The sequence below is a fragment of the Nocardia sp. NBC_01327 genome (assembly GCF_035958815.1).
GTDB lineage: Bacteria > Actinomycetota > Actinomycetes > Mycobacteriales > Mycobacteriaceae > Nocardia.
The window spans coordinates 7,351,140-7,362,978 of record NZ_CP108383.1; the positions used below are offsets into that span (position 1 = coordinate 7,351,140).

Below are 11,839 nucleotides of genomic sequence, written 5' to 3' on the forward strand. Positions count from 1 at the left end.
ACAGTGGGTGCGTCTGTGTCGTCGGTTGGGTGAGTGATCGTCCGGACGGGCGAGTGAAAACGAACGGTGAGGCGACAATGAGCAGCGACGAACGGCCCAGTGCACCCGGTCAGGACGAATTGGCGCGCCGATTCGAGGAGCATCGCGGATATCTGCGCCGGGTCGCCTACAGCACGCTCGGCAGTCTCAGCGATGCCGACGATGTGGTGCAGGACGCGTGGCTGCGGCTGCAGCGCTACTACGAGACCAGCCCGGACGGCGCCGAGATCGAGAATCTGCGCGCCTGGCTGACCACCGTCACCGGGCGTCTGGCGCTGGACCATCTGGGTTCCGCGCGCGCCCGGCGGGAGCAGTACGTCGGTGAATGGCTGCCCGAACCCGAGATCACCAATTGGGACGATCCGGCCGACCGCGTCACCCAGGACGAGCGCGTCACCACGGCGCTGCTCGTGGTGCTGGAATCGCTCTCCCCCGCCGAACGCACCGCATTCGTCCTGCAGGATGTCTTCGGCATGACCGGCCCGGAGGTGGCCGAGGTGGTGGGCCGCACCCCGGCGGCGGTGCGCCAGCTGGCTTCTCGCGCGCGCAAGCATGTGGAGTCGGGCACCCCGCGCTTCCCGGCCGATCCGGCCGAGCACGAGCAGGTGGTGTCGGCCTTCTCGGTGGCCTGGCGCTCGGGCGATCTGAGCGCCCTGCTGGGCGTGCTCGATTCGAACGTCACCTTCACCTCCGACGGCGGCGGCAAGGTGCAGGCCTTCCTGCATCCGCTGCACGGTTCGGGTTCGGTCGCGGAGACGCTGGTGAGCTTCCAGCAGTTCATGACGAAAACCGGTGGGGCATGGGGCCGTTCGGTGCTCGTCAACGGCCGTCCGGGCCTGGTGGTATTCGACGGCAAATTCCTGGGCGTCCTCTCGTTCACCATCGACAACGGCCGCATCACCAATATCGATGTGGTGCGCAATCCCGATAAGCTGCACAATCTTCCGACCGAGGCCGACGCCGACTGGACGCTGGGCGACCACAGCTGATCCACGCAGCAGCGGGCCCGCGACCGAGTTCGATCCGGTGGCGGGCCCGCTGTTCGTCCGATGGGCTACGCCCTCAGTGCGCTGCCCGGCCGACGGGGTGCAGACCGTGGGCCGCCGCGACCTCCGGCGAATACAGCTGCCCGGCATCGGCCGTAAGTCCCTGCGCCAGACCGGGATCGCCATCGCATGCGGCGCGCCAGCCCAGATCGGCAATGGCGCGGGCATACGGGAGCGTGGCATTGGTGAGCGCGACCGTGGCGGTGTGCGGCACCGCTCCCGGCATATTGGCGACGCAGTAGAACAGCGAATCCACCACGCGGAAGGTGGGTTTCGCATGCGTGGTCGGATGTGAGCTCTGGAAGCACCCACCCTGGTCGATGGCGATATCCACCAGCACGGAACCCGGGCGCATGCGGGCGACCAGGGTATCGGGCACCAGCTTCGGCGCACGCGCACCCGGCACCAGTACCGAGCCGATCACCAGATCCGCTGCCAGCACCGCCTTCTCGACCTCGGCGGCATTGGATCCGATGGTGGTGACGCGCCCGCCGAACTGCACGTCCAGCGCGCGCAGTCGCGGAATATTGGTGTCCAGCACGGTGACTCGCGCACCCATGCCCACCGCGACCCCGGCGGCATTGCTGCCCGCCACCCCGCCCCCGAGCACCACCACATCGGCGGGCCGCACACCGGGCACCCCGCCCAGCAGGACGCCTTCCCCGCCCTGCGGTGACATCAGTTGATATGCGCCGACCTGGGTGCCCAGCTTTCCGGCGACCTCGCTCATCGGCGCGAGCAGCGGCAGCGAACCATCCACCGCCCGCACGGTCTCGTAGGCGATGGCGGTGATTCCGGAGTGCAGAATCGCCTCGGTGCACTCGCGCGAGGCGGCCAGATGCAGGAAGGTGAACAGCACCTGCCCGGACCGCATGCGCGAATATTCCTGGGCGATGGGCTCTTTCACCTTCAGGACCAGCTCGGCCGCACCCCACACCTCATCGGGGGTGGCCAGCATTCGCGCCCCGGCGCCGACATAGTCGGCATCCACGAATCCGGAGCCGAGGCCGGCACCCGCCTCGATCACCACCTCATGTCCCTGCCGCACCAACTCCCCGGCCCCGGCAGGGGTCAGCGCGACCCGAGATTCCTGTTCCTTGACCTCCCGTGGCACACCGATTCGCATACCCGTCATGGTGTCCCACGCACCCGGCCGCCGCCATCACCGCCACGGCTCGACTTCTGCCGTGCAACCGGAGCAGCGTCAGCTGGAATTCACCGAATCCCCAGAAGAACTGCCGGTGTGGATCCCGGCCGAAGCATCCCGGGACTACGGAGGATCCCGGTGTCACGCGACGGCTATCGGGCGGCTACCGCGAGGATTTCACCTGCGACCGGGATGACCAATTGGGCGGCGCGCCCCGCGTAGGCGAAATTGCGGGCGAGGTAGTCGAGGGTTTCGGAGAAGTGGCCCCAGCCTTCGCCGTGGACCGGGACGATCACGGCGTCGCCGAGGGCGGCGGCGGCGCGGACAGCGCTGCGGCCGTTCAGGGTCACGTCGCTGTCGCCGAAGCGGTCGACATTCGCGGCGCCGACGAAGAGCAGGGCGATATCGATGCGGCCGATGCGCTGCGCGATCTGCTCGACGAGATCGACGGAGGCATTGTCGCCGGAGACATAGATGGTCGGCAGCTCGGCGGCCTGCAGCACAAAGCCGGTGACCACGCCCGAGAGCGCTTCCGCACCCTCGGGGCCGTGCAGCGCGGGCACGCCGGTGACCGTCACGTCACCGATGGTCACCGATTCCCAGTTCCGCAGTCCCTGAACGCCTTCCATGCGCCCGGCGGCATCGGGAGTGGACAGCACCCGCTCGACGGTGGTCAGGAATTCGCGGCCGGCGGGGTCGAGATTGTCGGAGTGCTGATCGTGCGAGAGCAGCACCACATCGACCGGGCCGACCTGATCGGCGGGGATGGCGGGGCCGGTCAGCTTGTGCAGGACGAGGGGGCCGGAGGGGTAGTCGCCCGGCTCGTCGAACGTGGGATCGGTCAGCCAGGTGAGGTTGCCATAGCGGAAGCGCACGGTGGGGCCGCCGATGTGCAGGAGGTCGACGGTGGTGGAAGCGGTGCGGTCGATCGTGTTCGTCATGACACGAAGTCTGCCCGTCCCCGGCACCCGCCAACAGTGGCCCGAAGGCCGCGTATCGATATAATCGGGCCATGCGTTCGGTGGCCGTTCTCGCGTTCGATCAGATCAGTCCCTTCCACCTCTCCGTGCCGAGCCTGGTGTTCGGCCAGGTCGGCACGAGCGGTGAGAAGGATGCGCCCTATCGCGTCGACATCTGCGCCGAGCAGGCCGGAATCCTCTCCACGCCAGCGGGATTCGAGATTGTCGTACGACACGGCCTGGATGTGCTGGAACACGCGGACACGGTGGTCATCCCGAGCTGGAAACGGCATCAGCCGCTCAGCGAGCCGGCCCGCGCGGCACTGCATCGGGCGCACGAGCGCGGAAGCCGCATTGTCGGACTGTGCCTGGGCGCGTGGGCCATCGCCGACAGCGGTCTCGCCGACGGCCGCGAGATCACCACGCACTGGTCCGCCGCGGCCGAGCTGGCGCGCGCGTTCCCGGCCGTGCGGGTGCGCGCCGACACCCTCTGGTCCGACCACGGCGATCTGGTCACCTCCGCCGGTGTCGCGGCCGCACTGGACTGCTGCCTGCATCTCGTGCGCAGCGATCTCGGCAGCCGCACCGCCACCGAATTGGCCCGCACCCTGGTACTGGCCCCGCATCGCGGCGGTTCGCAGGCCCAGTACATTCCCGTCGCCGTTCCCGAGGCTCTGGACAACGACCCCATCGAGCACGCAATGGTGTGGGCGCGTACCCATCTCGGCGATCCGATCGACCTGGATACCTGGGCCCGCACCGCCCTCATGTCGCGCCGCACCTTCACCCGCCGCTTCCGCGACCGCACCGGTTCCAGCCCGCAGCAGTGGCTACTGCATCAGCGCATCGACCGCGCCCGCCTGCTGCTGGAATCCACCGACGACACCATGGACCGCATTGCCGCCGACTCGGGGCTCGGCACCGCCGTCAACCTCCGCCAGCACTTCCACCGGCAGCTCGGCACCAGCCCCGCAACCCACCGCGCACTGTTCCGCCTCTCCGGAACTTCAGCGGGCGGCTGAGTACCCAACCGGCCATGCACCCGTACCGGCGGTTAGGTGCTGGGGGAGTTCTGGGGGTACCCCGGGAGTTACCCCGACGCTCACGAGATCAGTCGTCGCCTTCGCGACGCGGGGCGGTGCCGCAGCGGGCGACGCGGACGATAGGTTCTCGAGCATGAAGATTCAGTTGGGTGAGCATGCTCCGGAGATTGACGAGAGTGCGTGGATTGCGCCGAATGCCACGGTGATCGGGCGGGTGCGGCTGGGGGCGGAGGTGAGTGTCTGGTACTCGGCGGTGCTGCGCGGGGATCTCGAGGACATCACCGTCGGACAGGGCAGCAATATTCAGGACGGGTCCGTGCTGCATGCCGATCCCGGATTTCCGTGCACCGTGGGTGCGGGGGTTTCGGTGGGGCACAATGCGATTCTGCACGGGTGCACCATCGGCGACGATGTGCTCGTCGGCATGGGGGCGACGGTGCTCAATGGCGCGGTGATCGGTGCGGGCAGTTTGATCGCCGCGAATGCGCTGATTCCCGAGGGCGCGCAGATTCCGCCGGGGTCACTGGTGGCGGGGGTGCCGGGCAAGGTACGGCGCGAGCTGGGCGAAGCCGAGTTGGATCGCATTCGGCTGAATGCCGCAGTGTACCTGCACAACACGAGCCTGCACCGTAACGGTCAAGAGGTGTGACTCGAGAGGGTGTGTGAGAGTTCCCACACTGAACAAGCGACCATATGGTCCGCTGTTAGCATTCGGCATAGCGTTCCCGGCGGCCCGGGCTGTGCCGCCGCCTGCCGGGCGCGTGCTCGTGGCTAGCAGGAGGTTTCATACGGTGTCGTACGAGCAGAACGGTATGCACCGGCAGCGGATCAGCGTGGCCGATATTGCGGACCAGCCGGGGGGCATCGAGGCGCTGCAGCGCCGAGTACACGAATTACGTTCCAATGGAATCGATTTCGCGGCCAATGCCATAGAACGCGAGATGGCCGCACTCAACGTCCACTGAGTGGACACCAGTCGACCGCCGACATCGGGACACGCACGCGCGATGCGATAATGACGCGTTCCCACCGCAGCGTCGCGGATGTCAACCGATCGACTGGAGACTCGATGCCGTCCGTGCCCGCCATCCTGCAACGCATTCTGGAGAAGCCCCGGGCCGAAGGCGAACAGCTCCTGGAGAGCGCGCTGTCGGCCTTCCTCGACTTCGGGATCAAGCGAACCAGCATGGGAGAGATCGCACGTCGCGCCGGCATCAGCCCCGCCACGCTCTACCGCCGCTTCGAATCCAAGAACGATCTGGTCGAGGCCGTGAGCGTGCGGGAGGCGCAGCAGTTCATCGCCGAGATCGACCAGCGGGTGCGGCAGGTCTCGCACAACGGCCAGGCCGGTGAGGATCAGCTGGTCGAGATCTTCGTCGCCTTCATCACCAATCTGGCGAACAATAAACTGCTGCAACGACTCCTGCGCACCGAACCCGATGTGATCCTGCCCCGCCTCACCACCGAGGCCGGACCGGTGCTCGCGGTCGGCCGCACCTACCTCGCCGAAAAGCTGCGCGGGCTACAGGAATCCGGAGGCGTGGGCGATTTCGACGCCGACCTGGTGGCGGAAGTCCTTGCGCGACTGGGGCAGTCCCTGGCCCTCACGCCGGACGGGCTCATCCCGCTCGGCGACGAGCAGGCCGCCCGCGAATTCGCCCGGCGCACCATCCTTCCCATGATCGGCGTACAGCCCGTGTGATCGCCTACTGCCCGTACCTGGCGTAGAGGGCGCTCGCGACCACCGAATCACCCTTGGCCGAGGGATGGAACGGGAGGCCGCCGGGATCGGCGCGGAAGTCACCGAAACCGTTGAGCCAGGGCTGATCCGAGCACAGGCCGTGACCGGCGGTCGGGGTGCGGGTATCGAGGAAGTCGATGCCGAGCAGGCCCGCGGCCTCGCGCTGCGCCTGGTCGATGCGGTCCAGGAATTCGATGAGAGCCCGGCCGCGCGGCTGGATGTAGGGGGCGACGCCGAGCACGCTGATGCAGAGGGTGTCCTGTCCCGAGGGGAACAGCTCCGGGTAGCCGACCAGCACGATGCGCGCATTGGGCGCGTAGTACTTGATGTAGGTCACCGCATTGCTGATGCGCTGCGCGTAGAGCGCACCCGAAACGCCGTGGTAGTCCGTCATTCGGTCCTGATCCACCGCGTCCGGCCCGCAACCGTCGACCAGATCGAAGACGCATTTCTGCAGTGACGACCAGAGGGTCACATCGTTCGAACCCCAGTGGTCATTGAGCCCGAACTGCAGTGTCACCAGTTTGGTGCGCGGCCCGAACGCGCCGGCCTTGTCGGCCGCCTTCGTCTCGAGGCCGAGCGTGTACCCCGGTGGAGTGTCGATGGAGGCGCCGGGACAGGACCCGTCCAGCAGCTCGGAGCCCCGCATGAGGCCCGCGAGCTGGGTGGGCCAGGAGGTGTCGCCGTGTACGCATTCGGCGTTCTCGGAGAAGAAGTCCCACTTGTTCGCACTGTAGGAATCACCCAGCACCACTACATCTTTGCCGCCGGTCGGGGCATCCGCTCCCGCCGCTCCGGCCCCGCTCACCGATGCGGCAATCGCCAGGGCGGCCGCACACATCCACCGGCCACTGTTCCCGAATTGCATGAGATCCTCGAATCATGAACTGAAGTGTTCGTCATTCACTCCAGCGCGAGTGTACAAACCCGCACAGCTCCCCCAGCCCGGTTCCGGGAATCCCTCCCGCCCCCAATTACCGGGGCAGCCCCTCGATCCTGCCGGGGCCGCGGCGTTGCCCGGGTCCTCACTCCAGATCGGAGTTCACAGCTTTGCCGGCCCGGCGATGCTGCCGCCATTTCCAATACACGAGGCCGAGTATCACCAGCACCGGAATGATGATCGCCAGATCGGAGTCGATCTGCTTCATGATTACCGTGAATGATTGACCCACCAGATAACCCGCCAGCACCATCGCCGAACCCCAGATGATCGCACCCGCGAAACTGGCCACCAGAAATCGCTGATACGACATCATCGACATGCCTACCAACTGCGGCAGCATGGTCCGGAAGAAGGCGCTGAACCGGCCGAAAACAATCGCCCAGCCACCGCGCCGCTGCAGAAAGTTCCCGGCCTTGTCGAGATTCGCGCGATACCTGTCGAAGATCGCCCACTCCAGAACGCGCGCGCCGTAAATCTTGCCGACCGCGAATCCGACACTCGCCCCGACTACCGCGGATACCGCTACCAGCGCCAGCGTCGTAGCCAGATTCAAATGCCCTTGACTGGCCGCGACTCCCGCGAGAATCGCGGCGGTATCCCCGGGCACCAGCAGCCCGAAAACCATCGCCTCCTCGGCGAATACCAGCAGTGCGACGACCAGATACGTCCACACCGGGGAGAAACTCAAAATTCGCTGTACCAGCGAGTCCATACGGACGACGCTAACCGCCCGGGCCTCGGAATCAGCGAAGAAACTCACACCCCGCACCCACCGGCGAGAAAACGGCGGGGCAAAAAACAGTGGCGTCCGAATCGGCCGACATGCTGAACCCCCTACGGCCGCACGACGAGTCCGATTCGGACGCCACTACCGATTCAATCCGCACACAGGTCGACCGAACCCGGAAGTAATCCGGTCAACCGCGATGATCAGAATGAATCGGAGACATTCCCCGCCGCGGCGCCGGCAACGCCGGCAGAGCCTGCGGCTGCGGCGCTGCCCGCGCAGAGACCAAGAAAGAGAGCTGCTAGAAGACCCATCCCGACGACCTTTCGAACCATCCATTCCCAATGAAGCAATTCGAAAACTACTGCAGCCCACGCACTTTGCCGAGCCCTGGAGCGGCATTCCCGGCAGACTCCATGACGATCCCCAGAAACCTCTCAGGCAGCCCTGAGCTGGCCCTGTGCTATACCCCCAACAGAAAAAGGGCGGAGCCTGCCGGATCGGCACAGGCTCCGCCCTTCTCGGCGGGATTCGTGAACTTATACGGTGAACAGCAGCTGTGAACTACCCCGCGGAAATCTCACTGCGATCGCCGCTCCACAGCGTGTGGTACTTGCCGTCCGCATCGATGCGCTCATAGGTGTGCGCACCGAAGAAGTCGCGCTGACCCTGGGTGAGAGCTGCAGGGAGCCGCTCGGCACGCAGGGCGTCGTAGTAGGACAGCGAGGAGGCGAACGCGGGCACCGGAATTCCGAGCAGGGTGGCCGTGGCCACCACCCGGCGCCAGCTGTCGATGGCCGTCTCGATGGCCTCGCGGAAGTACGGCGCCAGAATCAGGCTCGGCAGCGCCGGGTTCTCGTCGTAGGCCTCCTTGATGCGGTTCAGGAAGCGAGCCCGGATGATGCAGCCGCCGCGCCAGATGGTCGCCAGATCGCCGGGGTGCAGATTCCAGTTGTATTCGGCGCTGCCCGCCTCGATCTGGTCGAAGCCCTGTGCGTAGGCGACGATCTTGGACGCGTACAGCGCCTGCCGAATCGCCTCGGTGAATTCCGCTATGTCGGTGGGCTTTTCGGCCAGCTGACCGGAGGCCAGGCCGACCGCGGCCTTGCGCTGGGCCCGCGAACCGGACAGGGCGCGCGCGAACACGGCCTCGGCGATACCGGTCACCGGCACCCCGAGATCGAGGGCCGACTTGACGGTCCAGCGGCCGGTGCCCTTCTGCTCGGCGGCATCGACGATGACGTCCACGAGCGGCTTACCGGTCTTGGCGTCGACCTGATTGAGCACCTCGGCGGTGATCTCGACGAGGTAGCTCTCGAGATCGCCGGAGTTCCAGTCGGTGAACACATCCGCGATCTGCTTGGCGTCGAAGCCGAGCGCATCGCGGAACAGGTTGTAGGCCTCACCGATCAGCTGCATATCGGCGTACTCGATGCCGTTGTGCACCATCTTGACGAAGTGGCCGGAGCCGTCCGGGCCGATATGGGTGCAGCAGGGGGTGCCGTCGACCTGTGCCGCAATGGATTCCAGCATCGGGCCCAGGGACTCGTAGGACTCCTTGGGGCCGCCCGGCATGATGGCGGGCCCGTTGAGCGCGCCCTCCTCACCACCGGAGATGCCCGCACCCACGAAGTTCAGCCCGCGCGCGGCCATGGCGGCCTCACGCCGGATGGTGTCGGTGTACAGCGCATTGCCGCCGTCGATGATGATGTCGCCGGGCTCCATGGCCGCGGCCAGTTCCTCGATGACGGCATCGGTGGGGTCGCCGGCCTTGACCATGATCAGCACGCGGCGCGGCTTCTCGAGCGCGGCCACGAACTCCTCGACGGTCTCGGTGCGGATGAAGTCACCGTCGCCGCCGTGCGCTTCGAGCAGCGCGTCGGTCTTGCCGATGCTGCGGTTGTGCAGCGCGACCGTGTAGCCGTGCCGTGCGAAATTGCGGGCGATATTGCTACCCATGACCGCCAGGCCGGTGACGCCGATCTGGGCACGCGCTGTAGAGGTCGCCATGAAACAGCCTCTCTCCGTTCGACAGATGTAGTTGCGAGGCCGCACGAACCCGGTCCGGCGGCAGCATCGGGGAAGACGCGGGTCTTCACAATGCCTGGACCTTTTCTACCGCACGCGGCAATCTCCACCCAGTGCGGATGCGGCCCGCACCTGCCTCGTCAGGGCTCGCCGGGCAGCTCGAACCCCACTTCCGCGCCGCCGCCGGGGCGATCGGCGGCGAAGACCGTGCCGGAGTGGGCGGTGATGATGTCGTGCACGATGGCCAGGCCCAGACCCGATCCCGGGGTGGCCCGGGTGCGGTCGGCGCGGTAGAAGCGGTCGAAGACGGCGCGCTGTGCGGTCGGGTCGATGCCCGGGCCGTGGTCGAGCACCGCGAGCCGGGCGCCGGTGAGGTGAATATCGATCCCGGTGTCGAGTGGGCTGTATTTGGTGGCATTGTCCAGCAGATTGTCGATGCAGCGGGCCACCGCCTGCGGGCGGGCGGTCACCGGCGCCGGGTCCTCGACGTGCAGGGTGATGGTGCGGCCGGTGCGGCGGCGGAATCGGCGCGCACAGTCCTCGGCGATCTCGGGCAGGTCCAGCGCCGCCGGGGTTTCCGCGGTGTGCTGATCGGTGGCGAGCTCCACGAGTTCGCCGACCAGGGCATCGAGCGCCTTGGCCTCCTGCACGAGGGTGGTCAGCACCTGGGCCTCGTCCGCGGGGCCGAGCTTGCCGCGGGCGCGCTGCAGGAGTTCAGCGCTGCCGCGCACCGAGGTCAGTGGTGTCCGCAGTTCGTGACCGGCGTCCTCGACGAGCCGGTGCTGCTGGGCGCGGGAGAAACGCAGGGCGGCGAGCATCGCGTGGAAGCTACGGGTCAATTCGCCGACCTCGTCGCGGCCCGCCTCCGGCAACACGGTGGCCAGATCACGGGTGGTGGTGATCCGCCGCGCCGCATCGGCCAGCCGGCGCATGGGGCGCAGAATCCGGCCGATGGCCAGCCAGCTGATCAAGGCCGCCACGACGACCGCGGCGAGGGTGATCCACGCTGTGCGCCACAGGAATTCATTGTCGATGCGGTCGACCTCGGCATAGTTCTGGCCGACCATCAGCGCACCGCCGCCGGGGCGGGCCTTGGTGAGCACACCGTGCGGGACATCGGCCACGTCGACATCGGTTTCGGCGCTGCCCGCACCCGCGCGGGCGACTGCGCGGTCGGAGTCGTTCACCGGCAACAGGTTTCGGCCCGGCGTCAGGGGTTTCACGGTGCCGTCCGGGAGTAGCAGCTGCTCGGTCATATCCGGTCGCGCCGGGATCGGGGCCCCGGCGTCCAGGAGCGCCAGCACCATATCGGCGCGATCGGCCAGGCCGCGATCGACCTGATCGGCGATCAGCGGGGAGACACTGCGGTAGGCGGTCGCCACGGTGATCAGGATCGCGGCGACGGTGGCCGCGACCGCGACCGCGGTGAGCCGCGCGCGCAGCTTCATGCCGACCGGATGGTGTAGCCGACATTGCGGACGGTGTGGATCAGGCGCGGTGCGCCGCCCTCCTCGGTCTTGCGGCGCAGATAGCCGATATAGACGTCGAGGGACCGTGATTCGGTATCGAAGTCGTAGCCCCAGATGTGTTCGTAGATCTGGCCTCTGGAGAGCACCACGCGCTGATTGCGGAGCAGTAGCTCCAGGACGTCGAATTCGGTGCGGGTCAATTCGAGCGGGGTGGCGCCGCGGTGCACCTCCCTGGTCGCCGGATCCAGGGTCAGATCGGCGACGGCGAGGATGTCCGCACCGGTGTCGTCCGGTGCGCTGCGCCGCAGCAGCGCCCGGAGCCGAGCCAGCAGTTCCTCGGTGTCGAACGGTTTGGGCAGGTAATCGTCAGCTCCGGCATCGAGACCCGCGACCCGATCACCGACCTGCTGCCGCGCGGTGAGCACCAGAATCGGCAGGCGGTCACCGCGGCGGCGCAGCGCCCGGCACAGGGACAGACCGTCCAGGCGCGGCATGACCACATCCACCACCGCCAGATCCGGGCGCTCGAGCGCCAGCAGGTCGAGCGCCTCCTGACCGTCGCCGGCCAGCCGCACCCGATAGCCCTCGAAGCGCAGCAATTGGTCGAGAGTACTGCGCACATTCGGATCGTCCTCGACCACGAGCACTGTTGCTGAAGTCACCGGCCCAGTCTGGCTGGCGGCGGTTGCGGTCATGG

At 67.3% G+C, this 11,839-nt stretch carries 12 protein-coding genes; 5 read left to right on the forward strand and 7 right to left on the reverse strand.

Features of this window, described 5'->3' with window-relative positions:
- Nucleotides 1–77: 77 nt before the first annotated feature.
- A complete protein-coding gene (gene sigJ, locus OG326_RS33985) occupies nucleotides 78–1,028 on the forward strand; it encodes an RNA polymerase sigma factor SigJ (RefSeq protein WP_327141214.1) in 951 nt (316 codons plus the stop codon).
- A gap of 73 nt (nucleotides 1,029–1,101) precedes the next feature.
- Here the strand turns inward: sigJ and ald are convergent, their stop codons facing one another.
- Both ald and OG326_RS33995 read right to left on the reverse strand, forming a co-directional pair.
- Nucleotides 1,102–2,211, reverse strand: coding sequence for an alanine dehydrogenase (gene ald / locus OG326_RS33990; protein ID WP_327141215.1), 1,110 nt, complete (start codon nucleotides 2,209–2,211; stop codon nucleotides 1,102–1,104).
- Between the two features lie 173 nt (nucleotides 2,212–2,384).
- Nucleotides 2,385–3,173, reverse strand: a complete 789-nt coding sequence (locus OG326_RS33995; protein ID WP_327141216.1) for an MBL fold metallo-hydrolase — start codon at nucleotides 3,171–3,173, stop codon at nucleotides 2,385–2,387.
- Nucleotides 3,174–3,244: 71 nt separating this feature from the next.
- Here OG326_RS33995 and OG326_RS34000 point away from each other — a divergent pair, with 71 nt between their 5' ends.
- The 4 genes from OG326_RS34000 to OG326_RS34015 all read left to right on the forward strand — a co-directional run bounded on the left by OG326_RS34000 (nucleotide 3,245) and on the right by OG326_RS34015 (nucleotide 5,936).
- Nucleotides 3,245–4,213: a GlxA family transcriptional regulator gene (locus OG326_RS34000; protein ID WP_327141217.1), complete on the forward strand. Its 969-nt coding sequence runs from the start codon at nucleotides 3,245–3,247 to the stop codon at nucleotides 4,211–4,213.
- 154 nt (nucleotides 4,214–4,367) lie between these two features.
- Nucleotides 4,368–4,883: a gamma carbonic anhydrase family protein gene (locus tag OG326_RS34005; RefSeq protein WP_327141218.1), complete on the forward strand. Its 516-nt coding sequence runs from the start codon at nucleotides 4,368–4,370 to the stop codon at nucleotides 4,881–4,883.
- Between the two features lie 142 nt (nucleotides 4,884–5,025).
- Complete coding sequence (locus OG326_RS34010) at nucleotides 5,026–5,199, forward strand: hypothetical protein (protein WP_297619411.1); 174 nt, start codon at nucleotides 5,026–5,028, stop codon at nucleotides 5,197–5,199.
- Nucleotides 5,200–5,303: 104 nt separating this feature from the next.
- The gene (locus tag OG326_RS34015; RefSeq protein WP_327141219.1) at nucleotides 5,304–5,936 is read left to right on the forward strand and encodes a TetR/AcrR family transcriptional regulator; all 633 of its coding nucleotides are present in this window, start codon (nucleotides 5,304–5,306) and stop codon (nucleotides 5,934–5,936) included.
- Nucleotides 5,937–5,940: 4 nt separating this feature from the next.
- On the opposite strand, the gene OG326_RS34020 is transcribed toward OG326_RS34015, so the two are convergent.
- From OG326_RS34020 to OG326_RS34040, 5 genes are all read right to left on the reverse strand, one after another.
- Nucleotides 5,941–6,843: an SGNH/GDSL hydrolase family protein gene (locus OG326_RS34020; RefSeq protein ID WP_327141220.1), complete on the reverse strand. Its 903-nt coding sequence runs from the start codon at nucleotides 6,841–6,843 to the stop codon at nucleotides 5,941–5,943.
- 157 nt (nucleotides 6,844–7,000) lie between these two features.
- The gene (locus OG326_RS34025) at nucleotides 7,001–7,630 is read right to left on the reverse strand and encodes a DedA family protein (RefSeq protein ID WP_327141221.1); all 630 of its coding nucleotides are present in this window, start codon (nucleotides 7,628–7,630) and stop codon (nucleotides 7,001–7,003) included.
- Between the two features lie 579 nt (nucleotides 7,631–8,209).
- Complete coding sequence (gndA, locus tag OG326_RS34030) at nucleotides 8,210–9,655, reverse strand: NADP-dependent phosphogluconate dehydrogenase (RefSeq protein ID WP_327141222.1); 1,446 nt, start codon at nucleotides 9,653–9,655, stop codon at nucleotides 8,210–8,212.
- 158 nt (nucleotides 9,656–9,813) lie between these two features.
- Nucleotides 9,814–11,121 carry a HAMP domain-containing sensor histidine kinase gene (locus tag OG326_RS34035; RefSeq protein WP_327141223.1) on the reverse strand — a complete coding sequence of 436 codons (1,308 nt, stop codon included), beginning with the start codon at nucleotides 11,119–11,121 and terminating at the stop codon, nucleotides 9,814–9,816.
- A complete protein-coding gene (locus tag OG326_RS34040) occupies nucleotides 11,118–11,837 on the reverse strand; it encodes a response regulator transcription factor (RefSeq protein ID WP_442790860.1) in 720 nt (239 codons plus the stop codon). The genes OG326_RS34035 and OG326_RS34040 overlap by 4 nt, the downstream gene beginning before the upstream one ends.
- Nucleotides 11,838–11,839 lie beyond the last annotated feature (2 nt).

What these genes read in the sequence shown, in the direction of transcription:
- sigJ (WP_327141214.1), top strand. Translation starts at nt 78, where the DNA reads ATGAGCAGCGACGAACGGCCCAGTGCACCCGGTCAGGACGAATTGGCG.
- ald (WP_327141215.1), bottom strand. Translation starts at nt 2,211, where the DNA reads ATGCGAATCGGTGTGCCACGGGAGGTCAAGGAACAGGAATCTCGGGTC.
- OG326_RS33995 (WP_327141216.1), bottom strand. Translation starts at nt 3,173, where the DNA reads ATGACGAACACGATCGACCGCACCGCTTCCACCACCGTCGACCTCCTG.
- OG326_RS34000 (WP_327141217.1), top strand. Translation starts at nt 3,245, where the DNA reads ATGCGTTCGGTGGCCGTTCTCGCGTTCGATCAGATCAGTCCCTTCCAC.
- OG326_RS34005 (WP_327141218.1), top strand. Translation starts at nt 4,368, where the DNA reads ATGAAGATTCAGTTGGGTGAGCATGCTCCGGAGATTGACGAGAGTGCG.
- OG326_RS34015 (WP_327141219.1), top strand. Translation starts at nt 5,304, where the DNA reads ATGCCGTCCGTGCCCGCCATCCTGCAACGCATTCTGGAGAAGCCCCGG.
- OG326_RS34020 (WP_327141220.1), bottom strand. Translation starts at nt 6,843, where the DNA reads ATGCAATTCGGGAACAGTGGCCGGTGGATGTGTGCGGCCGCCCTGGCG.
- OG326_RS34025 (WP_327141221.1), bottom strand. Translation starts at nt 7,630, where the DNA reads ATGGACTCGCTGGTACAGCGAATTTTGAGTTTCTCCCCGGTGTGGACG.
- gndA (WP_327141222.1), bottom strand. Translation starts at nt 9,655, where the DNA reads ATGGCGACCTCTACAGCGCGTGCCCAGATCGGCGTCACCGGCCTGGCG.
- OG326_RS34035 (WP_327141223.1), bottom strand. Translation starts at nt 11,121, where the DNA reads ATGAAGCTGCGCGCGCGGCTCACCGCGGTCGCGGTCGCGGCCACCGTC.
- OG326_RS34040 (WP_442790860.1), bottom strand. Translation starts at nt 11,837, where the DNA reads ATGACCGCAACCGCCGCCAGCCAGACTGGGCCGGTGACTTCAGCAACA.